Origin of the sequence: Brucella sp. (assembly GCF_032066345.1) — a bacterium.
In the GTDB taxonomy this organism is placed as follows: Bacteria; Pseudomonadota; Alphaproteobacteria; order Rhizobiales; family Rhizobiaceae; genus Brucella; species Brucella pseudogrignonensis.
Genome location: NZ_DAMBKZ010000003.1, coordinates 139,250 through 164,248, shown reverse-complemented (window position 1 = coordinate 164,248; position 24,999 = coordinate 139,250). Strand labels below are relative to the sequence as shown.

Sequence of the window (24,999 nt, the reverse complement as noted above, 5' to 3'; positions counted from 1 at the left end):
CAACTTTAGGTTGTATTTGACGATTTTTACCGTCTAGCTCTTGACCAAACGCAAACCGCTGTTCATGTGAAAGGCAACTATTTGAACGCGATACAGGGATAACTTACCCGTAAACATCGCGAATCTGGGCTGTTGTAATGAACGTCGTTGTCGTCGAATCGCCTGCAAAGGCCAAAACTATCAACAAGTATCTCGGGTCGAACTATAAGGTTCTGGCCTCGTTTGGTCATGTGCGAGATCTGCCAGCCAAGGATGGGTCTGTCCGTCCGGACGAAGATTTTGCAATGTCCTGGGAAGTTGACAGCAACTCTTCCAAGCGTTTGGCGGATATCGTCAAAGCGTTGAAGGACAGTGATGGTCTGTTTCTGGCAACTGACCCTGATCGCGAAGGGGAAGCCATTTCGTGGCACGTACTCGAAGTGCTCAACCAGAAAAAGGCCTTGAAGGGAAAGACCGTCAAGCGTGTCGCGTTTAACGCCATCACCAAGAAAGCCGTTCTCGACGCTATCGCAAATCCGCGCGATATCGATGAGCCGCTGGTCGATGCCTATCTCGCTCGTCGTGCACTTGATTATCTCGTTGGCTTTACGCTTTCACCGGTCTTGTGGCGCAAGCTGCCCGGCGCTCGTTCGGCAGGCCGTGTTCAGTCGGTAGCTCTGCGTCTCGTATGCGACCGCGAATCCGAGATCGAACGCTTCATCCGCGAAGAATACTGGAATATCGCCGCTTCGCTTAAAACACCGCGTAACGATGCGTTCTCGGCTCGTTTGACTGCGGTCGACGGCAAGAGGCTCGGCAAGCTCGACATCGAGAATGAAGAGCAGGCAACGGCCATCCGTACCATGCTGGAAGGCGCAAGCTTCAAGGCAGTTTCTGTCGAAGCCAAGCCGACCAAGCGCAATCCCGGCCCTCCATTCACCACATCGACGCTTCAGCAGGCGGCATCAGGACAGCTCGGCTTTTCGGCATCGCGCACCATGCAGGTTGCGCAGCGTCTTTATGAAGGCGTGGACATTGGCGGCGAAACCGCCGGTCTGATCACCTATATGCGTACCGACGGCGTGCAGATGGCCCCCGAAGCCATCACTGCCGCCCGCGATGCGATTGGCAAGAGCTTCGGTCCACAATATGTGCCGGAAAAGCCTCGCTACTATTCGAGCAAGGCCAAGAACGCTCAGGAAGCGCACGAAGCGATCCGTCCGACGGAATTCACGCGCCATCCGAAAGAAGTGCGCCGCTATCTCGATGAAGATCAGGCGCGTCTGTACGAGCTGATCTGGAAGCGCGCTATCGCGAGCCAGATGCAGGCTGCCGACATTGAACGCACAACCGCTGACATCGAAGCAACCAATGGTTCGCGCTCGGCCATGCTGCGCGCCAACGGTTCGGTTACGAAGTTTGACGGCTTCCTCGCGGCCTATATGGATCACCGCGAAGAAGAAGATGAGGATGAAGACAGCGCAAAGCTGCCTGAAATCCGCTCCGGTGAGGCGATTGCGCGCGAAAAGATCGACGCCACGCAGCATTCCACCGAGCCGCCACCGCGTTATTCGGAAGCATCGCTCATCAAGAAGATGGAAGAGCTCGGCATTGGCCGTCCATCGACCTACGCAGCGACGCTCGCAACGCTTCGTGATCGTGAATATATCACCATCGACAAGCGTAAGCTCATGCCGGAACCGAAGGGCCGTCTGGTTATTTCGTTCCTTGAAAGCTTCTTCAAACGCTATGTCGAATATGATTTCACAGCGGACCTTGAAGAAAAGCTCGACCTCATTTCCGATGGCAAGCTTTCCTGGAAAGACGTGCTGCGTGATTTCTGGCGGGACTTCTCCGGTTCTGTTGATGATATCAAGGAACTGCGCGTTACCAACGTTCTGGATGCGCTCAACGAAGAGCTTTCATCGCTTGCTTTCCCTGATCGCGGCGATGGTAGCGACCCGCGCACCTGCCCAACCTGTGGCACGGGCCAGCTTTCGCTGAAGCTCGGAAAATACGGCGCGTTCGTCGGTTGTTCGAATTATCCGGAGTGCAAGTTCACCCGTCAGCTGGGCGGTGAAGGCAACGGAGAAGCAGCAGCTTCCGACGAACCGAAGCAGCTGGGCAAAGATCCATTCACCGGTGAAGAAATCACCGCGCGAACCGGTCGTTTCGGCCCATATGTTCAGCGGGGCGAAGGCAAGGAAGCCAAGCGTGCCAGCCTGCCAAAAGGCTGGACGGTCGATACGCTTGATCATGAAAAAGCAATGGCGCTGCTGTCGTTGCCGCGTGATGTTGGACAGCACCCTGAAACCGGCAAGATGATCTCTGCTGGCATTGGCCGCTATGGTCCTTACGTCAGCCATGATGGCACGTTTGCCAATCTCGAAAACGCTGATGAAGTGTTCTCGGTGGGCCTCAATCGCGCTGTTTCCGTCCTTGCGGATAAACAGTCGAAGGGTGGTCGTGGCCGCTCGACACCTGCAGCCCTTGCGACATTGGGCGATCATCCAGATGGTGGCGCAGTCACCGTTCGTGACGGTCGTTACGGTCCTTACGTCAACTGGGGCAAGGTGAATGCTACGCTGCCAAAGGGCAAGGATCCGGCCAGTGTGACGCTGGAAGAAGCGCTGGAACTCGTTGCCGCAAAAGCTGGCAGCACAAAGGCAAAGAAGGCTCCTGCCCGCAAATCTGCCGCCAAGGCCGCAGATGGCGAAAAGAAAGCCGCACCGAAAAAAGCTGCTGCAAAGAAGCCGGCGGCGAAGAAAAAAGCCCCTTCCAAAGCAAAGGCGAAGGCGGCAGAGGAGTAAGAATTGGCGCGTCGTTTCCCCAAACCCGATACCGGACGATCCGCACGGACCGAACGGCGTGCTGCTAAAGCAAAATCAGAAGCTGCACAGGCAGGAGATTCAACCTCCTTCCTGCCGACGCGTGACGAGGTTCTCAAGTTTATCGAAGAGAACCCGGACCGCGCAGGCAAGCGCGATCTGGCCAAGGCATTCAATATCAAGGGCGATGCACGCGTCTATCTCAAGGATCTGCTGCGTGAACTCGGTGATGAAGGCCTGCTTGAAAAGCGTGCCCGTCGCCTCTCCCGCCCCGGCACCCTGCCACCAATTTCCGTATTGAACATTATCGGCCGTGACAATGACGGCGGACTCATCTCACGCCCGGCTGAATGGGACGAAGAAAACTACGGCAAGCCGCCAGTCGTCACTATCCGTCGAACCCGCCTCAACAAGTCGTCCGATGGTCCGGCAGTCGGTGTTGGCGATCGGGTACTGGCCAAGATTTTCCGCAACAAGGACAATGACGGTCCGGAGTATTCCGCGCGCGTAATCAAGGTTGTCGATCAGGGCAGCAACGCGGTACTTGGCGTATTGCGTAAGCTCAGCAATGGCGAATGGCGGCTCGAGCCAGTCAATCGCAAGCAGCCGGAAGTACAGCTTGATCCAAAGTCGCTTGCCGATGCGGAAAGTGGCGATCTGGTTGAGGTGGAACTGACGTCGTCTCGTCGCTATGGCTTGCCGAGCGGCAAGGTGCGACAGGTGGTGGGTTCAATCGACAGCGAAAAAGCCCTGTCGATGATCGCCATTCACGAGCATGAAATCCCGCATGTTTTCCCGGATGATGTGATCCGCGAAGCAGAAGCCGCAAAGCCTGCAACGCTTGACGGTCGTGAAGACTGGCGCGAGCTGCCGCTACTCACCATCGATCCGTCAGATGCAAAGGATCACGATGACGCCGTTTATGCAGAGCCGGACACTGATCCCGACAATGTCGGTGGTCATGTGGTCGTCGTTGCGATTGCTGATGTGGCAGCCTATGTGCGCCCCAACTCGGCGCTTGATCGCGAAGCATTAAAGCGCGGCAATTCGGTTTACTTCCCCGACCGGGTTGTACCTATGCTGCCAGAGCGCATTTCCAACGATCTATGCTCGCTGCGTGAACTGGAAGATCGCCCAGCTCTTGCCGTCCGCATGATGTTCGACGCCAACGGACATAAGAAGTCTCACAAGTTCCATCGCATCCTGATGCGTTCCGCTGCAAAGCTTGCCTATGCGCAGGCACAGGCAGCGATAGACGGCGCAACGGATGAGAAGACTGCACCTATTCTGGACACGATCCTCAAGCCGCTATGGGCCGCCTATGGCGCCCTCAAACGCGGTCGCGATGCACGCGAACCGCTCGAGCTGGATTTGCCGGAAAAGAAAATCCTGCTCGGGCCTGACGGCAAGGTCGACAAGGTTATCGTACCTGAGCGACTGGACGCCCATAAGCTCATCGAAGAGTTCATGATTCAGGCAAATGTGGCCGCAGCTGAAGTGCTTGAAGCACATCGTCAGCCGTTGATTTTCCGTATCCACGATGAACCGGCACTGGCAAAGCAGGAATCTTTGCGGGAGTTTCTGCGCACGCTTGAAATTAATCTTGCCAAAGGTGTTGCTCTTAAGCCGGCACAGTTCAATCGTATTCTCGAAGCTGTTGATGGAACAGATCATCAAGATCTGGTCAATCAGGTGGTGCTACGCACGCAAAGCCAGGCGATCTACAGCCCGGATAATATCGGTCATTTCGGTCTGCATTTGCGCAAATATGCGCATTTCACCTCGCCGATCCGCCGTTATGCCGATCTGATCGTGCATCGCGCTCTGATCAAGGCTTTGGGATTTGGCAAGGATGGTCTGACCACCGATGAAGAAGCGCATCTGGAAGAAACTGCGGCGCTCATTTCTTCGACCGAACGCCGTGCGATGCTTGCAGAGCGCGAGACCGTTGATCGCCTGATTGCCCATTTCCTCGCAGCGCATCTTGGTGATGAATATGAGGGACGCGTAACTGGTGTCACAAAAGCCGGGCTTTTCGTATCCCTTGCGACATATGGCGCAGACGGACTTGTCCCCATTTCAACTTTGGGTAATGAATACTATCTGTATGACGAAGCAAACCATGCACTCGCCGGAGAAAAAAGCGGAAAAGGCTTCCGTCTGGGCGACAATGTAACGGTTAGACTGGTGGAAGCGCTCCCTGTCGCGGGTGCGCTTCGGTTTGAGATGGTTTCGGAACCGCATTCCTTGCCGATGTCGACGCGTTCGCATCACAAAGCAAGCAAAGGGATGCGCGGGCGCAAAGGAAAGCCGGCAGGCGTTTCGCGCTCCAAGAGAAAAGGTCACAGATGAGCACGCTAGAGGCCAATTCCACAGATAGTCAGATCCACGTTTTCGGTGGTGAAAGCCAGAAAACTGCCCGCCCGACCCGCGATTTGGGTCAGGCGATGTGGCGCGGATTTAAGTGCCGCTGCCCGCATTGCGGCGAAGGCAAGCTGTTTCGGGCTTTTGTAAAGCCTGTCGATAGCTGCTCTGTCTGCGGTGAAGATTACACCGAGCAGCGCGCAGACGACCTTCCGGCCTATCTGACAATCCTTGTTGTTGGACACATCGTCGTTGGCGCCTTCATGGGCGTTGAAGCAACCACGAACCTGTCGCTCTGGGCGCATATGGCTATCTGGGGGCCGATGACCGTCATCCTGTCGCTTCTCATGCTGCAGCCAATCAAAGGCGCAACCATCGGCCTTCAATGGGCGCTGTTCATGCATGGTTTCGGCGGTAAGGGCGAAGGTGATTACGGCGACGTCACCTGACAGGGTTCATCCCCGTGACATCCCCTTCACACGCCACAACGCATACACCAAGGCTGCCGCTTCGCCCGCGCGATGCTGCCTCATTGCTTCTTATTGACCGCACGGAACGCGTCCCCCGCATTCTGATGGGCAGACGCCATCCGTCTCTCGCGTTCATGCCCGGAAAATACGTATTCCCTGGCGGCAGAGCCGATCCTATCGATGGCAGCATTGGCGCTGCCTCCGAGCTTAGCTCCGATGACACGCAGAAGCTCGTATCTGGCATGGGTGCGCGCGCTTCACAACGCCGCGCAAGAGCGCTTGGGCTCTGTGCCATTCGCGAAACATTTGAAGAAACCGGGCTAAAACTCGCGCGTCCCGGGGCGGAAAACGCCTTGTCATTAAACGGTGCCAATTATCCTGCAAACAAGGACTGGTTGGCATTTCTGGAAGGTGGAGCGTTACCTGCGCTGGGAGACCTGCGCTATTTCGCCCGTGCAATCACTCCGCCCGGAAATGTACGTCGTTTCGACACGCGCTTTTTTATTGCTTTCCGTGACAGCCTGCCAGAACTGGCAAGCCAGAAACTTGTTCCCAGTGGAGAACTACAAGATTTGGATTGGGTGGCCGTCGATGACGTTGATAAACTGGACGTCGCCCGTATTACTCAGACAATTCTGAAAGAAGCGCAAACGCTGCTGACGGAAACCCGGCTTGAACTGCCAGCCACTCTGCCAGTGGTGCAATACAGCAAGCGGCATGGCCGCTTTGTTCGCGAAGTGATCTGACCTAATGAATAAAGAAGTTTATCCTGCCGACATCATCCCCCAGGAACCAGACGGCGGGAACACCCAGGGCCAGATGCATTGGCGTTCCCTTGCAGCGGCAATCGCCACGATCAGCGCCATGGGTGCAGCGATCGGGCTTGGTATTCCGCTTCTGAGCGTTCTGCTTGAAAGCCGCGGTCACTCAGCCAGCCTTATCGGTGCGAACACTGCAGTCGCAGGTCTTGCATCCATTGTTGCCGCACCGCTCGCAGCACCCATTGCCGCCCGCCTCGGTGTGGCCAAGGCAATTGTTCTGATGCTCTTGATTGGCAGCGTCGCATTTCTGGGCTTTCACTTTTTTCAGCCACTCTGGGCATGGTTTGCTCTGCGAATCGTCCTGCATTTTGCGCTGACAGTGCTTTTCGTTCTCTCGGAATACTGGATCAACGCCTCAGCTCCGCCTGAAAAACGTGGCCTTGTGCTCGGCATTTACGCAACCTCGCTTTCGCTCGGCTTTGCGCTCGGGCCTTGGCTCTTTTCAAAGATCGGCAGCGCGGGCGGTTTGCCGTTCTATGTCGGCTTCGCCATCATCTTGATCGCCATCATTCCGGTGGTTGTCGCATGGCGCGACAGCCCGGATTTCGAGGAAGGCGAACACGTTCCCTTTCTGCCGTTTATTTTTGCCGTACCGACGGCAACGATGGCAGTCTTCGTATTTGGCGCAGTTGAAACTGGCGGTTTCGCCCTGTTCCCGGTCTTTGGCGCCCGTGTTGGCTATGACGAAGGCGATGCAGCCCTGCTGCTGACGATGATCGGTCTTGGCAATGTCCTGATGCAGATACCGCTGGGAATCATCAGCGACCGCATTTCGGATCGCCGCAAACTGTTGCTGTTCTGCGCCGTTACGGGTCTCGCCGGGATGATGGCCCTGCCCTATCTGATGGAGAACTGGTATCTAATGGCGGCTGTGCTGTTCCTCTGGGGCGGTGTCGTTGCGGGCCTCTACACTGTCGGGCTTGCGCATCTTGGTTCAGAACTCACCGGTCGCGAGCTTGCATCAGCCAATGCCGCCTTCATCTTCTGCTATGCAATCGGCATGTTGGCAGGCCCACAGGCCGTTGGCGTGGGTATGGATATGGCTGGACCCAAGGGCTTTCCACTGACTCTGGGCGTCTTTTTTGCAGCTTTTGCACTCTTTGCTGCGATAAGACTTGTTCAAAGGAAGAAGCGGGGTTGACTTTTCGCCCTTAATCCGTAGTGTCGCGCCGAATTTCCGCTTCTGACCAATTGGACAGACTCGCAGCGGTTTAATCATGAAAGAGCAGGTATTTCGATATGGCCAAGGCTACGACCATCAAGATCAAGCTTTTGTCGACCGCTGACACCGGCTTCTTCTACGTAACGAAGAAGAACAGCCGCACGATGACGGAAAAGATGACAAAGACCAAGTACGACCCGATTGCGCGCAAGCACGTCGACTTCAAGGAAACGAAGATCAAGTAATTCGTTTCCGACGCCAGATTACTGGCAGGAATCAAAAAAAGCCGTCTCTCAAGAGACGGCTTTTTTATTTGGGAGATCCTAATCAGGCGGCGGAAAGAACGATGCGATTCCGGCCTGTTTTCTTGGCTTCATAAAGTGCTGCATCCGTTCGTGCAAAAAGTGCCTCAGCAGTATCTCCGCCCATAAGCCGTAGCCCGGCAATACCGATGCTGATCGTCATATTGATCTTGTGCTTACCACCAATGATGAGGAACGGCGCTTCGGCAACAGCTTCGCGAATGCGCTCTGCTACCGCTGTGGCAGCTGTTAAATCAGTATCCGGTAATACGATGGCAAATTCTTCGCCGCCATAGCGACACATGACATCCATGCCGCGTATCTTTTTACGCAGCCGCGCAGCGAATTCTCGCAGAACATCGTCGCCACCGTCATGCCCGTATTTGTCATTGACGCGTTTGAAATGGTCGAAGTCAATCATGATGACCGAAAGCGGCCTCTCGCGCCCTGTAGCGCGCGACAAGAGTACTGGCATGTGCGTATCAAGGTAACGCCGATTATGCAGCCCGGTGAGGCTGTCAGTTACCGCCATTGTGATTGTGCGGTGTAAGCTCTGACGCAGCAAATCATTATAGCATTTGCGCTTGATCTGGGTGCGCAACCGCGCATAAAGCTCCAGCTTCTCAAGCGGACGCATAACATAGTCATTTACGCCCAGTTCAAGCGCACGAACGACCAAAGCGCCCTCGTCTTCATTGACGATCAGAATGATCGGAACAAGCCGTGTGCGCTCGATTGTGCGTATCTGTGAGCATAATCGCAATGGGTCGTAATAGGTAAAATCTGCCGAAATGACGATGCTGTCGTAATCATTCTCAATCGCCTTGATGAGAGCCGCATTTGCGTCATGTGCGACATCGACGAAATAATCCTCGCCGAGGATGAGGCGCAACCGTGCTGCTGCCAGTTCATTCTCATCCACCACCAGAATACGTGCTGCATCTTCCCCACCGCCAAAGCGCCCGGATAATTTGGTCACGAGTAGAGCTTCGACTTCTGTGTCAGCGACAGTTCCAGTGCGCTGGAAAAGCTCATCCGAAACCATTTTAAGACGCGCGAGGCTTTTCACGCGTGAAAGGAGTTGGAGATCCTGAGCGGGCTTGGACAGGAAATCATCCGCTCCAGCCTCAAGCCCTTTGATCTTGTCTTCAGAACTATCCAGAGCCGTTAGAATCACAACCGGAATATTGGTGGTGCGCGGGTCGTCTTTCAGGCGACGACAAACGTCAAAGCCGTCCATATCTGACATGACGACATCAAGGATAATCACATCGATCTGCCCGCCCAGGCAAATCTCGATCGCCTCCGCGCCTTTATTAGCGGTTACGACCTCGTAATATTCGCGCAAGAGCAGCGCTTCGAGCAGCTTTGCATTCGATTCTGCAGCATCAACGACAAGAATTCTTGCAGTCATATCAGCCAGCCCCCAAATTCTCACCCTTGCGAGATACCCCAAATCGAAAAAGTTTAAGCGTCACCCAAGTAAGATTTTATGGTTTCTATAAACCGCGGCACCGAGATCGGCTTGGATATATAGGCCTCACAGCCTCCCTGCCGAATGCGTTCCTCATCGCCTTTCATTGCGAAGGCCGTCACCGCAATCACAGGAATATGCCGCAATTCCTCATCATCTTTAAGCCACTTGGTCACTTCCAGACCGGATACCTCCGGAAGCTGAATGTCCATCAAAATCAGATCGGGACGATGTTCGCGCGCAAGATCAAGTGCCTCAAGACCGTTGCGTGTCCTGATGGTTTCATATCCGCTGGCTTCGATAAGATCGCGAAACAACTTCATATTGAGTTCGTTGTCCTCGACGATCATGACACTTTTCGTCATCGAATATTCCCTGGCCTTAATCTTTCCCGAGGTAAAACAAGGCTGTCTTGTTTGTCCTACCCATATAGCTCCCTTATAGTTTAAGCGCATTTCATTGACGAAAGGCAAATATTCGCCAAATCCCGCATTGTCGTTAAGACTTTGGGCGATTAAACAAAGGCCACAGTCTAAAGCTTTCCTCAAAACGGCAGAAGCGATTTTTCTGCATAAAATCACGTAAAAACAACGAGTTAATTGGAGAGGCCATATGAAGACGCTGTTAAGCCAAACCGACGCGGAAAACCTAGCAGTCGAAGCGCTTGTGTGGTTGGCTCAAGACAAGGATCTATTGCCGCGTTTTCTCGCACTCACCGGCATTGAAGCGTCATCTATTCGCTCTGCAGCACAGGAACCGGGCTTTCTCGCAGGAGTGCTGCAATTCTTTCTCGGGCATGAACCAACATTGATACGTTTTTGCGAAGAAACGGGACGCGATCCTGCCCTTATAGAAAAGGCCATGACACTGTTGCCAGGTGGCCTTAATCATCATCTTTGAAAAAAGCCCCGCCTCGCGGGGCTTTCTCACCTGCAGCCTGCAGAACTATGCAGCGCTGACCGCTTCAGCGTTTATCACACTGATGACGCTCAGCTCATGAGCTTTGCCGTCGCGTGCAGTCCACGACATGGACTGGCCCGGAGTAAGGCCAATAAGAGCAGTGCCGATTGGCGTTAGAATAGAAATCTTGCCCTGAGCAATGTCTGCCTCGCCGGGATAAACCAACGTTACTTTGCGTTCATGCCCGTCGTTTGAGCGAAACTCTACCGTCGAGCCCATGCGAACGACGTCTGCCGGCAGTTTTTTCTGCGGCACAACTTTTGCGCGATCGAGTTCCTGCATCAACTCCTCAGCCACTTCCTCCAACTTTTCGGAGACGTTGCCGGCCAGAATTGTCAGGCGCTCATGGTCAATATCGCTGACGACGATCTTTGGCTTCTTGCGATTCTTTTCGCTCATGACGATAGCTCACTGCTGTCTAAGGATAATTGTTCTCCGCACCGAATCCCGGCTGGAGCATTTGCTTGAATTTTGGATGAAAGCGCTTTTAGCAATTCCGCTTGAAGCCAAGCGGCAACCCGTCCCCCGGAGCCCTCTGCGCAAGGCAGGCCTCGAGGGTTGCTATCCCGTGATCGGTTGAACCCGATGGAGTATGGAAGCAAAGCGGTTGTTCATAACACTAAACTTGGTGATATCCTTGCCAATGTCAAGGGCACAGCTGACAGGGTGACAGAGTATCGATGGCATTGGCTCGCTTTAGTGCTATAAGGCGATGTTCCTTTTATGTTCATAAAAACGCACACTGCCATGGCTGACCAACTCGCTATAAACCGCTCGGAGCAAGGCTTTTGCCGCGATTGTTTGTCGCTGCAAAAGCTGGAATCAGCTCGGCGCTGTCGGACCTGCGGAAGCCCTCGCCTTGTACGTCATCCTGAGCTTTACAAGCTGTCGCTCGCTCATGTGGATTGCGATGCGTTTTATGCTTCAGTCGAGAAAAGAGACAATCCCGATATACGCGATAAGCCGGTCATCATCGGTGGTGGAACACGCGGTGTCGTCTCGACCGCTTGCTATATTGCACGCATTCATGGTGTGCGCTCTGCCATGCCAATGTTCAAGGCGTTGGAAGCCTGCCCACAAGCCGTTGTCATCAAACCCAACATGGAAAAATATTCTCAGGTAGGCAGGGAGGTTCGGCAACTGATGCGCGAACTGACACCACTGGTCGAGCCTATTTCTATCGACGAGGCTTTTCTCGATTTGGGCGGCACTGAACGTCTTCACCGAGCGCCCGCAGCCATGGTGCTGGCGCGGTTTGCCAAGCGTGTCGAAACTGAAATCGGAATCACGATCTCTGTCGGGCTATCTTATTGCAAATATCTCGCAAAGGTTGCGTCCGATCTCGAAAAACCACGCGGATTCTCCGTTATTGGTGAAATGGAAGCGCTGGATTTTCTTCGCGACAAGCCTGTCAGCATGATCTGGGGTGTCGGAAAATCATTTAATGCAAAGCTAGAAAGTGATGGCATTCGCACCATTGGGCAGCTTCAGACGATGGATGAAGGCACACTCATGAAGGCTTACGGCACGATGGGGCAGCGGCTGTTTCGACTTTCACGCGGGCAGGACAGCCGTAAAGTCGAACCTGAGCACGATATGAAGAGTGTTTCAGCTGAAACCACCTTCAATAAAGATCTTTCTCAGGCTACTGATCTCATACCCGTGCTGCGCGCTTTATCTGAGAAGGTCTCACAACGGCTAAAGGCTGGGGATATAGCGGGACGCACCGTTATACTTAAGCTCAAGACACAAGATTTCAAACTACGAACGCGCAATCGGCAGCTCGCCGATCCAACGCAACTTGCCGACCGCATTTTCCGCACCGGCCTGCAGCTTCTAGATAAGGAACTGGACGGAACCAGATTCCGTCTACTCGGCATCGGGGTAAGCGAACTTTCATCAGATGAACGTGCAGATCCGCCAGACCTTGTTGATACTCAAGCTACAAAGCGCGCAGTGGCTGAAAGCGCCATCGACCGTCTGCGTGACAAGTTCGGACGCAACGCGGTTGAAACCGGCTACACATTTTCAAAAGGCAATCTCGCCAGACCGCAAACACCATCAGATCGCGACCCGGATGAATAATCCTGTATTGAAGCATCTTTTGGAAAGTGTTGGAGAAAAATGACTCAATCGTTGGTAACGGCTTGACGAAGTGTGTCTGGATCAATATTGGAACTGCTCAAGAGAGCGCTGACTGATTTGACAGTACTCTTTCGGAAGGCCTCATGGCGGAGTGGTTACGCAGAGGACTGCAAATCCTTGCACCCCGGTTCGATTCCGGGTGAGGCCTCCAACAGTTTTCAAAAATCATTATAACTGATTGAAATCGCTTTGATATTTTTCAAGGTGTGGCAATCCGTTCTTACGGTGTTCTGCCACACTTATTTTGGGGGTGGCAACTTTTTCCCCTTACACACCACCCATCCCAACCTATTTCGTTTATTTTTGTGGGGTCGTATTGACTCTTTTAGCGCAGTGAACAAAATAAGAACATCGTAATATATGGACACGTCTGGCGGCGAGTGTGTCTGCTTTAACGGAGCAGGACAATGAATGCGGTTGCGCAAGAAAATGGATACGACGACGAGATTGAATTGGTGCTGGCTTATCACAAAGGCGATGTGCGAGCGGCAATAGAAGCCCTGTTGAAAGACCGAGACTTCCTCGTCAAAGAGATCGAGTACGCCAGCCTTGCAATGTCGATGGGCTTTGCTCGTGGATGGAAGCCGACCGTCATAAAATGAAAACCGTGCTTAGGAAAGCGCCTACTGTGTTTCTGAATTGATCTGAGCGTCAAAGATTTGCGCAGATTCATACGTGATGGCACTAAGGGTTAAAATTAACTGAAGTATTCGTCTTCAGAAAATATTTTGCCGATTTTAGGTACAATCATTTGATTTCCCTAAATAAAACATGTCACATAATGGACAAACAAACGTTGAATTTCAAGAATTTATGAAATTTGTTCTACAAATATAAACGCGCTCTTGCACCTCCTTGCTTAATGACAATAAGAAATAATCGGAAGTACTTTAAACTAGGGAGACGAATATGAACCGTTTAATCCTCACAGCGGCAATTGTTGGAACCACATTGACTTCTGCATTTGCTCAGCAGCCGACACCGGAACAAATGGAAATGGCTTATAATGCGGCACGTAATCAACTTGGCGTGCTCGCATACTGTCAGGAAAAAGGTTTCATTGATGGTAGTGCTTCTGAAATTCAGACTAAGCTGATGACACTTGTTCCTACACCTGCGGATGCTTCGAAAGGCGACGCAGCGGAAGCAGCTGGAAAGCAGGGTAAGGTTTCGGCTATGGGCATGGAACAAGATCTGGCAACATCAGCAAAGGCACAAGGCATTGAAGAAGCCAAGCTTTGCGAAATGATGGCTAATGCATTGAAACAGGCCGCAGCAAATATGCCGAAGTAAGAAAACAGCCCCGCTGCGTTTAAAACAAGCGGGGCTATATTTTGTCCCACGCTAAACTGGCCAGCATCTGGTCAAGATGCTTGTTACCCTCTTTCGAGTCCTCGCGAGTTTCTTCACGCCTTTCACAGTTACCGAATACCTGCAACGACTACACGACTGGCAATCGGATCCATATTCGGTATTGTCCAGATTAGAGCAGCGATTAAACGAGTAGTGTTGTGATAAAATTTCTTGCCGGAATGATAGTTCTACTTTCATGCCAAGGCGTCAGCGCTGAACCGTTTGCGGTCCAAAACGCTAATGTCGCTTTCGATAATTCGAATGGTGAGCTCATAATAGCGATGAAGATTATGCAGCCAGATATTCGGCGTTTTAGTGACATGACCCAAAGAAACATTGGCCGAACAGTTTCCATTAAGGTCGGCGACCAAACTCTTTCTGAGGTCCGCATAGCTGAACCTATCAAAAATGGCTTTCTATCAATAACTTACCTTGAAAGTGTCCTATCAGCACAAAAGATTGTCAAAAGCATCATCAATGCCGGAACCATTGATGTATCGCCTAAAGATTGACCACCCATTTCATCAAGTGAGCACGAAAGCACCTGATTTGTCATCCCAAGCAACTATGCATGACCGGATTTTTTACCAGTAAATACATTCATTTAAGCAGTCAGTCGAAAAGATTTCCTTGGCACAAAAGGAACGCAGGTATGCACCAATTTCATCCGATAATTGCAATCAGTGCCATTGCGGCTTTAACGCCACTCAGCCAAGTCAGCGCTTCTCAGAATGAGGCATATATTAAGAAAGCAGCTTTTGAACTCACAGTGGCCTATCAATGTGAGAAAGTTTTGAACGATAAAGAAGTGTATAAAACTGCCAAGCGCAACGCCGTTAAGCTGATGGGTGAAAGTGAAGCCGCCAAGCTGATCACTTCAGTAGAAACTCACCCTCGTGATGGCCACACGAAGGATAAAGGTTTTTGTCGAATGATGATAAAAGAAATACGGTGAGGATGTCTCTATACAAAAAAGCTTGGCTATTTCTTATTATAGCGTCCGTTTTGGTTTTAACCTCTCCTGATTGGACAGTGGGTATTGGCATTGCCATAGGAGTAAGCAGCGCCGCGATAGGATCAGTCGCATTAGTCGTTGGTGCGCTGATGTTCATGTTCGTTTTTGTGTGTCCCCAATGCTCGTTTTCACTCTTTAGAAGCGAGAGTATATTTGGCCTATATATTTACCATCCATGGCCAAATAAGCGTTGCTCCAGATGCGGGTGTGAGCACTCGCACCATAGTGTGCATCGATCCTAGTGGCAGAATTGGACACGTTAGAACCAATGCCTGGCTGAAGGTAATATCGGCTTCATAAGCGGATTCACGCCCTGCGCATCGAACTGCTCAGCCAGAAGAGTTGCAGTTGTTGGTCCAAGTGTAAAGCCCTGATGACCATGACCAAAGTTAAACCATAGACCTTTATGTCTGCTAGGCCCTACGACCGGCAACATATCGGGCATACAAGGCCGCGTGCCTGACCATGGGTTTTCTTCGACTGGCTTTTGCAGCATGAACAGCTCGCGCGCCGCAGCTTCAGCACGAAGTACCTGCCGCGTTGAAGCAGCGGTACCCAGCGGGGTCATATGGGCACCGGTTAAAATACGTAGCCCCTTGTTCATCGGTGCGATGAATGCACCGTTTTCAACGTCCAGCGTTGCTATTTGCGGCTCCTGCTCAACGGCGAAATGTCGGTGATAACCGCGCTTGAAGACCATCGGAATGCGATAGCCAAAAGCCTCAAGAAGTGCTGGCGACCACGGACCGAGAGCGATAACGACGCTCTGCGCGGAAAACGGCCCCTCATTCGACAAAACTCGCCAGCCTTTGGCATCCTGCTTTAAGCTCGTTGCATCGCCGATTGCAAACGTTCCGCCGCGTGAGATGAAGAGCGATGCATAACGGCTAACCAACTCTCCCGGATCACGGCATGTCCAGGGAGACGTCCAGTGAACTGCACCTGCTAGCGGACGACGCAGCGTTGGCTCGGCCGCGGCAATATCGCTTGTCCCCAGCACTGTGTTTGGCACGCCATATAGCTGCTTCAGACGCTCCGCCCTCACCGCTGCTTCTTCGAATTTAGCGGTCGTACGATAGGCAATTCGCCAGCCCTTCCGAACAATCAGCTCATCTGCACCTGCAGGCACGATAAACTTTGCATGGTCTTCACTCGCCCGCAGGACGAGTTTCGAATAGGTCGCCACCGTTTGGGCATAAGATTGCGGTGCCGAATGCGCAAAATAACGCCAAAGCGGTTCAGCCAAGCGCGGCATATCACGCACTTGCCAATCAACGTCGTTGCCACGTTTTAACGCAACGGAGAGAATTTCGCGTAAAGAACGCGGAAAAGCATGAGGCTCAACCGCCTCGGTTTGAATGATACCGGCATTGCCATAACTCGTCTCTCGTCCCGGCGCCGTGCGATCGACAAGGACCACATTGTGCCCCCTCTCCTGCAAAGCAAGAGCGGTAGAAACACCGACCATACCGGCTCCAAGAACGATTGCGTCAGTCATTGTTCAGTTCCATCATTAAAATCTGGAAAAATCTGGCAGAAAACTTTTGATGGTCGCGAGCCTACGACTACCCGACCACGTTAATCAATTTGACTTTACGACAATAAACATATTTTTATTATTCGAAAATGCCATTCTTGTATTTGAGAGATCAGAATGAAGCTTTTCATCGCCGGACTTGACACAGAGACCAACACATTTTCACCGATGCAAACCGGCCTTGAGGCATTCTCTGAGAATCTCATTGCTTACGGCGATGCAACCCAGAAACCATTGAACTGTTGCTCATCGCAGCTTTTTGTCTGGCGCGATGCCGCACAAAAAAGAAGCTGGCGCGTTGTTGAAAGCCTGTGCGCTGTCGCAGAACCGGGCGGGCGGACCACGCGTTCGGTCTATGAACATTTCCGTAAAACAATTCTCGATGATCTGAAGGCAGCCATGCCCATTGATGCCGTTATGCTGGCTCTTCATGGCGCATGTGTTGCAGACGGTTATGACGACGTAGAAGGTGATCTGATTTCACATATTCGCGCACTTGTCGGCGCTAATATCCCCATCGCTGTAGAGCTGGACCTTCACTGTCACATCACAGATGTCATGACCACAAATGCATCCATAATCATGACTTATAAGGAATACCCACACACCGATATCGAAACAGTTGCAGCCCAGCTTTTTTCCCTATTGGCAAACACACTTGAAGGCCAAATCCGACCAACCATGGCCACATATGATTGCCGCCTCGTCAGCATTTTTCACCCACATAAGGCTCCATTGCGTGGCATCGTCGATCGCATGAAAGACATGGAAGGGCAGGATGGCGTGCTTGCTGTTTCCTTCGGACACGGCTTTCCATGGGGTGATGTTGCAGATGTTGGGGCTAAAATGCTCGTAGTCACCGATAATGATCCAGACAAAGCTGCACGCATTGCTGAAAATTTTGGTCGGGAAATATATAACGCACGCGAACCAATGCGCGGCGAGTATCTGACAATCGACGATGCGTTGGATCGTGCCATTGCTATAAAGCACGGACCAGTGGTGCTCGCCGATGTTTCGGATAATGCTGGTGGCGGCGCACCCGGCGATTCAACTTTTATTTTGCGCCGCATTCTTGAGCGCGGCATCGAAAATGTTGCTTCTTGCCTCTATTGGGACCCTGTTGCAGTACGCATGTGCCGCGAGGCTGGCGAAGGCGCAATTTTGGATTTAAGGATCGGTGGCAAAATAGGAAAAGTATCTGGCGATCCACTCGACCTCACAGTCAAAGTCAGGCGAGTTGCGTCTGGAGTTACTCAGCATTTCGGGCCAACACCGCTTAGCATTGGTGATGCCGTATGGGTTAGTGCAGGCAGCATTGACATCGTTCTGAACACAGTGCGCACGCAAACTTTCCATCCAGAATGTATGTCCGCATTGGGGCTCGACCCATCCAAAAAGAAGATAGTGGTGGTCAAATCCAGCAACCATTTCCGGGCTGGTTTTGAACCTATAGCGAGCGATATTCTTTATGTTGGAGCGCCGGGCGCATTGCAGCCTCGTTTCGAAGACTTGCCATTTACCAAGCTTACAAAGCCATATTGGCCACGCGTCGCCGATCCACTGGCTCAGTAGCCAGTCACTAAAACCCGCAAGACGATCGCTCGTAGAATGGATTGCGTTTCAATGACATATTGATTACGCGCTCGTGTTCATTGAATAGTTCTATCACCGCGTAAGCTGGGTTAGTCTCGCTTGTCGCACACCTCCACGATCTGGTCGAAGGCGAATTGGAGACGTCAAGAATGAATGATGCGAAATCCAGCCTCGGCGACATTCTGCGAGACATTCGCAATCGTAACCAATGGACGCTCGCCGAAGTAAGCGCGATGACAGGGCTGGCCGTATCGACTCTCTCCAAGGTCGAGAATAATCAAATGCAGCTCACCTATGATCGGCTTATTGAACTTGCGCAGGGAATGAACATCGACATTGCCGAGCTTTTTGGCACAGTCGCCAGCCCCGATGCGACATCAAATGTTATGGGCCGTCGCACATACACGAAATCGGGCGAGGGAAAATCGATCATTACGCAGAACTACGATTACCTGTATCTCTGCACCGAAATATACAAGAAGGCGATGGTGCCTATTCTGGCGGTCGCACATGCCCGCACCCTCGAAGAGTTCGGCCCGCTTATCCATCACAAAGGTGAAGAGTTTTTCTACGTCGTCGAAGGTGAACTGGAACTGCACTCGGAGATCTATGCACCTTTGCGCCTCAAGAAAGGTGACTCTGCGTATTTTGATGCAATGACGGGTCATGCTTATTTGAGCGTGAGTGAAGAACCTGCACAAATCCTATGTGTCTGCTCAACACCGGAAACTGAACTGGTTTCCACGCTCGTCAACCAGCAGACGATTAAATTCAAGGCCAACTGAGCAGAAACTCTCGTATCAATGCATCATTTCGCAGAATAGTTTGCGAAAATTATGTTTCTTATAAGAAAATAAATTGATTGCCTTTCAGAGCTGTGCGAACTTGCACCGACTACCTTCGGGTACAGCTGAATTAGCTGGCTGAAACTATGCATGCGGCCGGCACCACTGTTGGAGACAACATTGTCTGACCATGCGGCAATCGAAGATTTCAATCGCCCAATACCGGCCGACCTTCCTACGCCTTATGTAGAGATCGACGAAGAGCGTTTGATGCGTAATCTCAAGGCGATGCAACAGCGGGCCAACCAAGCTGGCGTCGCTTTACGCCCTCATATCAAGACCCACAAAAATCTTGCAATCGCGGGACGACAGCTCGAACTCGGAGCAATTGGCGTCACAGCTTCTAAACCGGAAGAAGCGCTTGTTTTTGTGGAAGCTGGCGTGCCGTCGGTTACAATTGCATACCCAATCGTCAGGTCTGAATCCATTGAGCGGCTTGTTAAGGGTGCAAAAGCCCACCAGACCGAACTCCAGTTCATTGCGGCTCATGAGATCGGTATTGAAGCGATCGGAGCATCGGCTCAAACGCACGGCGTAAAACTTGGTGTCTTTCTAAAAATCGATGTTGGGCTAGGTCGTGTCGGCGTTAAGCCACAAGATCCCGCAACGATCCAATTGGCAGAGAAGATTGCACGCCACCCTCATCTTACATTCACAGGGCTACTGTCACACGCTGGGCACTCTTATGGCAGCAAGTCCGTCGAGCAGCTGACAAGCATCGCCAATAAAGAAGCGCAAGATCTGCTCGAACTTGCAGAAAAATTGAAAAAATCAGGTATCGAAGTGTCTCACATATCGGTGGGCGCAACACCAACCTGTCTGGGCGCAGCTATCCCAGAAGGGATTACTGAAATACGGCCCGGAAACTACGCTTTTCTGGATCGCACTGCACTTCGTTTGGGCATCGCATCTTCGGATGACTTGTCGCTTTCTGTAATTGCAACGGTCGTCGCCCATAACGACCATCATTTCATTGTCGATGCAGGTTCAAAAACCCTGTCATCCGATCTTGGCGCACATGGCTCTGGTGGCAGTGGCTTCGGGATTGCGGTCAATGTGAGAGACGCCACCCATGCATGGGAAGTAGAGCGCCTTTCGGAAGAGCATGGTTTCGTTCGTTTCTCCGATACGCCACCGGCGATCGGTAGCCGTGTTCGCATTTTCCCAAATCATTCCTGCGCGGTTGTTGCACAGTTTGATCGGGTCACATTGCGCAAACTTGATGGACGACCGCACATCTTAAAGACCGACGCCAGAGGCCGACAAACCTAAAACGATAGCTTTCGGCTGGTCGACATCATGCAATCTAAAATAATTGGGAGAGAGTTGAATATGACAAAGGAAGTTGAATGGGCGCGCATGACCGCCCCTGCCCTTCGTGAAATAGCGGGAAAACCCGGTGCGCTTGCCATCTTACCGATTGGCTCGCTAGAACAGCATGGGCCGCATCTGCCGGTCATTACAGATACGGCTAGTGCTTCGGCAGCGTCCATCCGGGCAGCACGTCAGGTCGCCGACGAAATTCCAATCGCTGTCCTTCCCGGGCAATGGCTTGGCATGAGCGAACACCACCTGCCTTTTGGCGGAACGATCACTCTTGATTACGAAACTCTCAACCGTGTCATCCGCTGCATTGTGAGATCGTTGAAGGCAATCGGTTTCTCACGTCTTTTTATCGTTAATGGTCATGGCGGCAATATCGATCCACTTGCTGTCGCTGCCCGTGAACTTGCGGTCGAATTTGGAATGCCGATTGTCGTCACCACACCTTGGATGCTGGCAAACGAAGACGCAGCCAAAATCTTCGAGGTCGATAGCGGACCACACCATGCTTGCGAGGGCGAAGCTTCTGTTATGCTCGCGATTGCCGGTGATGCTGTAAAGTCCGAAATGTTTGGTCAGGCCTTTGGCAATCAGCAACACCCTATTGATGTGCCAGCAGATGTTTCGCGTTTCTACTCATTTGCGGAGCGCGCACCCGTCACCGGAACGTGGGGTGATCCACGCAGCGCCACTGCCGAAAAGGGCGAAAAATTCCTCGATCTTCATGCACGAGAAATTGTGAAACTGATCCGCAATGAAGTGCTTTGGACCAAACCCGACCCCGTTTGGACGGCAGGACGCGGCCTTGGAACAACTGAAGGCAGAACCGAATAATCGGCGACAACAGCCAAATAATTAAGAGGGAACAAACATGATAATAAAATCAAAAAGAGCGCGTCAGACTTTACTCTCATTGGCAGCAGCGGCAGCACTTTCCGGGGTGGCACTGGCCCCGGCTATGGCCAAGACACTTGTCTATTGTTCGGAAGGTTCGCCCGAAGGCTTTGACGCCGCGCTCTATACTACCAACAGCACATGGGATGCTTCTGCCGAGACGATTTATGATCGCCTGACCGAATTCGAAAGCGGCACAACGAATGTCGTTCCGGGGCTGGCCGAAAGCTGGGTTATATCTGACGACAATCTTGAATATACACTGAAACTACGTCAGGGCGTGAAATTCCACACGACGGACAGTTTCACTCCAAGCCCTGAGTTCAATGCGGACGATCTGCTTTTCACTTATAATCGTCAGCTCGATAAACAGCACCCTTGGAACAACTATTTCGTGGGCGCTGGTTGGGAAATGTTCAATGCGATGGACATGCCGACGATTATCAAAGAAGTCATCAAAATTGACGATCACACCGTCAAATTTGTGCTCAACCAGCCCGATGCTTCATTGCTTGCAAAGCTTGCGTTGAATTTTGGTTCAATCATGTCTGCTGAATATGCAGAACAACTGGACAAAGCCGGACAGCGCGAGGATCTAGACCATAAGCCTGTCGGTACCGGGCCTTTCCGCTTTGTTGATTATCAAACCAACGCAGCAATTCGCTTTGCTGCAAATACTGACTATTGGGATGGTGCTCCCAAGGTAGATGATCTGATTTTCGTGATTGCAACAGACGCCTCCACCCGTATGCAAAAGTTGCAGGCAGGTGAATGTCACATTGCTGCCTATCCCGCTCCGGCCGACGTTGCAGACTTGAAGAAAAATCCAAATCTCACTGTAATGGAACAGCCCGGACTGAACGTCGCTTATCTGGCGATGAACACACTGGATGCACCATTTGATAAGGTGGAAGTACGCCGTGCATTAAACATGGCAATTGATCGCAAAGCCATTGTTGATGCGGTTTATCAGGGCATGGGTCAGGTTGCACAAAGTGTGCTGCCATCAACCATGTGGGGCTATAATGCTGACATCAAAGGTTACAGCTACGATCCAGCTGCAGCAAAGAAGCTTCTTGATGAAGCTGGTGTCAAAGACCTGAAAATGAAGATATGGGCTATGCCCGTCAGTCGGCCTTATATGCCGAACGCACGTCGCGCAGCAGAATTGATGCAAGCAGATCTCGGCAAAGTCGGCATTAATGTGGAGATCGTTTCTTATGAATGGGGCGAGTATCTCAAAAAGGCGCGCGACAAGCAGCGCGATGGCGCAATCGTTTTGGGTGGAACCAGCGATAACGGCGATCCGGACAATCTGTTGAGCTATTTCTTCAGCTGCTCTGGTGTTGGAGGAAGCAACAATGCGAATTGGTGCTACCAACCGCTTGAAGACATTCTGCAAAAAGCGCGCGTGAGCTCGAATAAGGATGAGCGCACTAAACTTTATCAGGAAGCGCAAGCCATCATCAGCGATCAGGCGCCTTGGGTACCATTGGCGCATTCAACTGTCGTGTTGCCAATGTCGAATAAAGTCAAAAACTATGTGATGGAGCCACTCGGATCACATCGTTTCGAGAAGGTCGATATTGAGGAATAAAGACTGCCTCTGCCTATAATCGATAAGCAAAACGGGACCGAGGACAGCAATTATAAGAGCTGTCCTCGGGCATAAGACTAAGTATCAGCGCATCATAGCGGCGACATTACCACCATCGACCGTGACCACGGCACCGGTTGAAGTACGCGCTGAAATGAGATGCAAAAATGCGTCCGCCACATCATTCGCCGAAACTTCTCGTTTGAGCAGATTACCACGCATATAGACTTCCGGCGTCACACCACGAGCCTGCGCACGCTCTTCGACCATTTCGTCAGTCATCAGGCCTGTGCGGATACGATCTGGATTGACGGCATTCACTGTAATTCCATCCGCGGCATGTTCCAGCGAATACTGGCGCATCAGGGCCATCAGTGCTGCTTTTGAAGTGCCATACGGGCCGAAGTCGGGACCCGGATTGACCGCCTGCTTGCTCACGTTGAACACGATGGAACCGCCGGTTTCCTGTCGCTTCATAACATTAACGACAGCGCGAGCGATGTAATGATGGCTCCAGAAGTTGAGATCGAATGCCGATTTGAACAAAGCATCATCAACTGACGTCAGTGCTCCCTGAAAAGCCGCTCCGGCGTTGGAAACGAGAATATCAACGCCACCAAAAGCTGCAACGATGTCAGCAATGGCCTTCTCCGCGGACTGGGGGTCTGTCAGATCGCAAGCGATAGCTTTGCCGCCTAGTCGCTTGGCTTCGGCTGCCACACGTTCTGCATCAATATCAATCAGCGCGATTTCGGCACCTTGCTCCCGCAGACGTTCTGCAATGGCAAGACCAAGACCGCCTGCCCCACCAGTTACGACTGCTACCTGACGGGTCAGCGGCTTCTCGGTCTGTTTGGCGAGTTTGACCTGCTCTAGCGACCAATATTCAATGTCGAAAAGGTCTTCTTCGCTCAGGGCCTCGAATTGATCGATCCCTTCAGCACCGCGAATGACTTCGATAGTAGCTTCAGCCACATCCGCACCGATGCGCGCCGCTTTTTGCGTTGGCCCCGCAGCAAACAAACCAATACCGTCGATATAGAAAACCCGCGGCATAGGGTCGAGCATGGTTTTACCACCACCGACGCGCGCATTGTTGCGCTCAAAATACTCTTTATATCCAGCGACATAAGATGCAACGCTGTCTTTAACGATCTGTGCCCAGCTCTCAATATCGTGTGCGTAAGGGGCAGGAAGCGATACACCATAACGCTTGATGTGGATGACGTGCTCCGGCGTTGCGTTGCCGCGGCGAACAATATCCGCAACATTGGGCGCTCCACAGAAATCAAGGATATCGTCATTCGAACGATGCTCCATGATGAAACGGCGCGGACGACCTTCTTCCTTTCCTGAAAGCGCAATTGCTCCGCGCAGTATCGGCGCAATATCGGAGACAGACGCGAGCTCTTGCTTATGCTCGTTTTTACTTGCATGACCGAACGGTTGCGAATTGCCTTCAGCAATCCGTTTCTCGGCCCGATCAATCGCTTCAATCATATTTTCATAGGCGATGCGGGGATCTTCCGACCATGTGAAAATGCCATGTTTAAGCAGGATCATGCCTGGTGCATCCGGGCGCTCAGAAAAGGCTTTCTGACAGGCTTTGGAAAGATCAAACCCTGGCATGACATAGGGTACGATGATCATCTCTGGAAAGAGTTCGCGAATGATCGCTTCCCCGTTTGGTTGATTGGTCAGCGCGACAATCGCATTGGCATGGGTGTGATCGACATGCTTGAACGGAAGAATTGCATGGAGGATCGCTTCGACGGACGGATTTGGTGATGACGGATCGAGCAGCAGGCGGCGCTGCAGCATCACCATATCGTCATCGCTAAGCGTATCGTAATTGACCATAGCTTTCAGGCGCTCAAGATTGAGCGCGGGCAATCCTGCGGGCTCGATCTTGCCCATATCCCAACCGCTTCCCTTCACACAAAGCACTTCAACCGGGGTGCCATCATGGTCATTCAACACCGTCTTAACTGAGGTATTACCGCCGCCATGAAGAACGAGCTTTGGTTCCGAACCCAGCAAGCGCGTGGTATATGTGCGGATGGCCACATCACGGTTGATGCCTGCTTTCTCATATGCACCAACAATTGCGTTGAAATCCGCATCCGACCAATTCGACTTCATCTGCCTACTCCTCAGTTGGCAATCTGTGACCCTCAAGTCACAGACATAGAAAAGCGCTCACGGAAAGTGTGTTTTTCCATGGCAAAACAATAATTTATGAAGACATCTCCTCACCTGAAAACAATTGACACTATATACTGACATTAGTCAACTTCCTTCATTGGCTTGTTGATTAAAACTCGTTTCTGTGCG

At 52.0% G+C, this 24,999-nt stretch carries 22 protein-coding genes and 1 tRNA gene; 18 read left to right on the top strand and 5 right to left on the bottom strand.

The window, feature by feature from the left end:
* Positions 1 to 137 precede the first annotated feature (137 nt).
* The 6 genes from topA (at position 138) to rpmG (ending at position 7,869) form a co-directional block, all read left to right on the top strand.
* Positions 138 to 2,789, top strand: coding sequence for a type I DNA topoisomerase (gene topA / locus RT142_RS05400; protein WP_313027817.1), 2,652 nt, complete (start codon positions 138 to 140; stop codon positions 2,787 to 2,789).
* A gap of 3 nt (positions 2,790 to 2,792) precedes the next feature.
* A complete protein-coding gene (gene rnr, locus RT142_RS05395; protein WP_313027816.1) occupies positions 2,793 to 5,159 on the top strand; it encodes a ribonuclease R in 2,367 nt (788 codons plus the stop codon).
* On the top strand, positions 5,156 to 5,620 hold the full coding sequence (locus tag RT142_RS05390; RefSeq protein WP_112812893.1) for a DUF983 domain-containing protein: 465 nt from the start codon (positions 5,156 to 5,158) through the stop codon (positions 5,618 to 5,620). Before rnr ends, RT142_RS05390 begins: the two co-directional genes overlap by 4 nt.
* 155 nt (positions 5,621 to 5,775) lie before the next feature.
* Positions 5,776 to 6,387, top strand: a complete 612-nt coding sequence (locus RT142_RS05385; protein ID WP_328588265.1) for an NUDIX hydrolase — start codon at positions 5,776 to 5,778, stop codon at positions 6,385 to 6,387.
* A 73-nt stretch (positions 6,388 to 6,460) separates the two neighbouring features.
* Positions 6,461 to 7,603: an MFS transporter gene (locus tag RT142_RS05380; protein WP_007878622.1), complete on the top strand. Its 1,143-nt coding sequence runs from the start codon at positions 6,461 to 6,463 to the stop codon at positions 7,601 to 7,603.
* 98 nt (positions 7,604 to 7,701) lie between these two features.
* A complete protein-coding gene (gene rpmG / locus RT142_RS05375) occupies positions 7,702 to 7,869 on the top strand; it encodes a 50S ribosomal protein L33 (protein WP_007878621.1) in 168 nt (55 codons plus the stop codon).
* An 82-nt stretch (positions 7,870 to 7,951) separates the two neighbouring features.
* Here the strand turns inward: rpmG and RT142_RS05370 are convergent, their stop codons facing one another.
* The gene (locus RT142_RS05370; RefSeq protein WP_007878619.1) at positions 7,952 to 9,340 is read right to left on the bottom strand and encodes a PleD family two-component system response regulator; all 1,389 of its coding nucleotides are present in this window, start codon (positions 9,338 to 9,340) and stop codon (positions 7,952 to 7,954) included.
* Positions 9,341 to 9,393: 53 nt separating this feature from the next.
* The gene (locus tag RT142_RS05365; RefSeq protein ID WP_007878616.1) at positions 9,394 to 9,765 is read right to left on the bottom strand and encodes a response regulator; all 372 of its coding nucleotides are present in this window, start codon (positions 9,763 to 9,765) and stop codon (positions 9,394 to 9,396) included.
* Positions 9,766 to 10,012: 247 nt separating this feature from the next.
* Here RT142_RS05365 and RT142_RS05360 point away from each other — a divergent pair, with 247 nt between their 5' ends.
* Positions 10,013 to 10,300 carry a DUF3572 domain-containing protein gene (locus RT142_RS05360; RefSeq protein ID WP_064321591.1) on the top strand — a complete coding sequence of 96 codons (288 nt, stop codon included), beginning with the start codon at positions 10,013 to 10,015 and terminating at the stop codon, positions 10,298 to 10,300.
* A gap of 45 nt (positions 10,301 to 10,345) precedes the next feature.
* On the opposite strand, the gene rnk is transcribed toward RT142_RS05360, so the two are convergent.
* Positions 10,346 to 10,759: a nucleoside diphosphate kinase regulator gene (gene rnk, locus RT142_RS05355; RefSeq protein WP_007878612.1), complete on the bottom strand. Its 414-nt coding sequence runs from the start codon at positions 10,757 to 10,759 to the stop codon at positions 10,346 to 10,348.
* Positions 10,760 to 11,107: 348 nt separating this feature from the next.
* Between rnk and RT142_RS05350 the strand changes: the two genes are divergently transcribed.
* The 6 genes from RT142_RS05350 to RT142_RS05325 all read left to right on the top strand — a co-directional run bounded on the left by RT142_RS05350 (position 11,108) and on the right by RT142_RS05325 (position 14,813).
* Positions 11,108 to 12,445, top strand: coding sequence for a DNA polymerase IV (locus RT142_RS05350; protein ID WP_194779371.1), 1,338 nt, complete (start codon positions 11,108 to 11,110; stop codon positions 12,443 to 12,445).
* A gap of 137 nt (positions 12,446 to 12,582) precedes the next feature.
* Positions 12,583 to 12,656: transfer RNA gene (locus RT142_RS05345), tRNA-Cys, on the top strand.
* Between the two features lie 256 nt (positions 12,657 to 12,912).
* Positions 12,913 to 13,107, top strand: coding sequence for a CUE domain-containing protein (locus tag RT142_RS05340; protein WP_064321590.1), 195 nt, complete (start codon positions 12,913 to 12,915; stop codon positions 13,105 to 13,107).
* A gap of 307 nt (positions 13,108 to 13,414) precedes the next feature.
* Positions 13,415 to 13,798, top strand: coding sequence for a pore-forming ESAT-6 family protein (locus RT142_RS05335; RefSeq protein ID WP_064321589.1), 384 nt, complete (start codon positions 13,415 to 13,417; stop codon positions 13,796 to 13,798).
* A 218-nt stretch (positions 13,799 to 14,016) separates the two neighbouring features.
* Positions 14,017 to 14,370 (top strand): SecDF P1 head subdomain-containing protein, encoded by a 354-nt coding sequence (locus RT142_RS05330; RefSeq protein ID WP_146112688.1) that lies wholly within the window; start codon positions 14,017 to 14,019, stop codon positions 14,368 to 14,370.
* Positions 14,371 to 14,429: 59 nt separating this feature from the next.
* Positions 14,430 to 14,813 (top strand): hypothetical protein, encoded by a 384-nt coding sequence (locus RT142_RS05325; protein ID WP_146112687.1) that lies wholly within the window; start codon positions 14,430 to 14,432, stop codon positions 14,811 to 14,813.
* A 319-nt stretch (positions 14,814 to 15,132) separates the two neighbouring features.
* On the opposite strand, the gene RT142_RS05320 is transcribed toward RT142_RS05325, so the two are convergent.
* Complete coding sequence (locus tag RT142_RS05320) at positions 15,133 to 16,371, bottom strand: NAD(P)/FAD-dependent oxidoreductase (RefSeq protein ID WP_105519458.1); 1,239 nt, start codon at positions 16,369 to 16,371, stop codon at positions 15,133 to 15,135.
* Positions 16,372 to 16,527: 156 nt separating this feature from the next.
* Between RT142_RS05320 and RT142_RS05315 the strand changes: the two genes are divergently transcribed.
* The 5 genes from RT142_RS05315 to RT142_RS05295 all read left to right on the top strand — a co-directional run bounded on the left by RT142_RS05315 (position 16,528) and on the right by RT142_RS05295 (position 22,665).
* Positions 16,528 to 17,985 (top strand): M81 family metallopeptidase, encoded by a 1,458-nt coding sequence (locus RT142_RS05315; RefSeq protein WP_079213017.1) that lies wholly within the window; start codon positions 16,528 to 16,530, stop codon positions 17,983 to 17,985.
* A 170-nt stretch (positions 17,986 to 18,155) separates the two neighbouring features.
* Positions 18,156 to 18,791, top strand: a complete 636-nt coding sequence (locus RT142_RS05310; protein WP_064321585.1) for a helix-turn-helix domain-containing protein — start codon at positions 18,156 to 18,158, stop codon at positions 18,789 to 18,791.
* Positions 18,792 to 18,971: 180 nt separating this feature from the next.
* Positions 18,972 to 20,123: an alanine racemase gene (locus tag RT142_RS05305; protein ID WP_313027808.1), complete on the top strand. Its 1,152-nt coding sequence runs from the start codon at positions 18,972 to 18,974 to the stop codon at positions 20,121 to 20,123.
* A gap of 60 nt (positions 20,124 to 20,183) precedes the next feature.
* On the top strand, positions 20,184 to 21,008 hold the full coding sequence (locus RT142_RS05300) for a creatininase family protein (protein ID WP_312469122.1): 825 nt from the start codon (positions 20,184 to 20,186) through the stop codon (positions 21,006 to 21,008).
* 37 nt (positions 21,009 to 21,045) lie between these two features.
* Complete coding sequence (locus RT142_RS05295) at positions 21,046 to 22,665, top strand: ABC transporter substrate-binding protein (protein WP_409558566.1); 1,620 nt, start codon at positions 21,046 to 21,048, stop codon at positions 22,663 to 22,665.
* An 84-nt stretch (positions 22,666 to 22,749) separates the two neighbouring features.
* On the opposite strand, the gene RT142_RS05290 is transcribed toward RT142_RS05295, so the two are convergent.
* Entirely contained in the window at positions 22,750 to 24,807 is a 2,058-nt protein-coding gene (locus RT142_RS05290) for a bifunctional aldolase/short-chain dehydrogenase (protein ID WP_313027806.1), read from the bottom strand.
* Positions 24,808 to 24,999: the final 192 nt, after the last annotated feature.

Bases quoted from the DNA above. Each gene is read 5' to 3' on its own strand.
- RT142_RS05370 (WP_007878619.1), bottom strand. From the start codon at position 9,340: ATGACTGCAAGAATTCTTGTCGTTGATGCTGCAGAATCGAATGCAAAG.
- RT142_RS05315 (WP_079213017.1), top strand. From the start codon at position 16,528: ATGAAGCTTTTCATCGCCGGACTTGACACAGAGACCAACACATTTTCA.
- RT142_RS05390 (WP_112812893.1), top strand. From the start codon at position 5,156: ATGAGCACGCTAGAGGCCAATTCCACAGATAGTCAGATCCACGTTTTC.
- rnk (WP_007878612.1), bottom strand. From the start codon at position 10,759: ATGAGCGAAAAGAATCGCAAGAAGCCAAAGATCGTCGTCAGCGATATT.
- RT142_RS05340 (WP_064321590.1), top strand. From the start codon at position 12,913: ATGAATGCGGTTGCGCAAGAAAATGGATACGACGACGAGATTGAATTG.
- topA (WP_313027817.1), top strand. From the start codon at position 138: ATGAACGTCGTTGTCGTCGAATCGCCTGCAAAGGCCAAAACTATCAAC.
- rpmG (WP_007878621.1), top strand. From the start codon at position 7,702: ATGGCCAAGGCTACGACCATCAAGATCAAGCTTTTGTCGACCGCTGAC.
- RT142_RS05380 (WP_007878622.1), top strand. From the start codon at position 6,461: ATGCATTGGCGTTCCCTTGCAGCGGCAATCGCCACGATCAGCGCCATG.
- RT142_RS05290 (WP_313027806.1), bottom strand. From the start codon at position 24,807: ATGAAGTCGAATTGGTCGGATGCGGATTTCAACGCAATTGTTGGTGCA.
- RT142_RS05360 (WP_064321591.1), top strand. From the start codon at position 10,013: ATGAAGACGCTGTTAAGCCAAACCGACGCGGAAAACCTAGCAGTCGAA.
- RT142_RS05350 (WP_194779371.1), top strand. From the start codon at position 11,108: ATGGCTGACCAACTCGCTATAAACCGCTCGGAGCAAGGCTTTTGCCGC.
- RT142_RS05365 (WP_007878616.1), bottom strand. From the start codon at position 9,765: ATGACGAAAAGTGTCATGATCGTCGAGGACAACGAACTCAATATGAAG.
- RT142_RS05300 (WP_312469122.1), top strand. From the start codon at position 20,184: ATGACAAAGGAAGTTGAATGGGCGCGCATGACCGCCCCTGCCCTTCGT.
- RT142_RS05385 (WP_328588265.1), top strand. From the start codon at position 5,776: ATGCCCGGAAAATACGTATTCCCTGGCGGCAGAGCCGATCCTATCGAT.
- RT142_RS05310 (WP_064321585.1), top strand. From the start codon at position 18,156: ATGAATGATGCGAAATCCAGCCTCGGCGACATTCTGCGAGACATTCGC.
- RT142_RS05325 (WP_146112687.1), top strand. From the start codon at position 14,430: ATGACCGGATTTTTTACCAGTAAATACATTCATTTAAGCAGTCAGTCG.
- RT142_RS05335 (WP_064321589.1), top strand. From the start codon at position 13,415: ATGAACCGTTTAATCCTCACAGCGGCAATTGTTGGAACCACATTGACT.
- RT142_RS05295 (WP_409558566.1), top strand. From the start codon at position 21,046: ATGATAATAAAATCAAAAAGAGCGCGTCAGACTTTACTCTCATTGGCA.
- RT142_RS05320 (WP_105519458.1), bottom strand. From the start codon at position 16,371: ATGACTGACGCAATCGTTCTTGGAGCCGGTATGGTCGGTGTTTCTACC.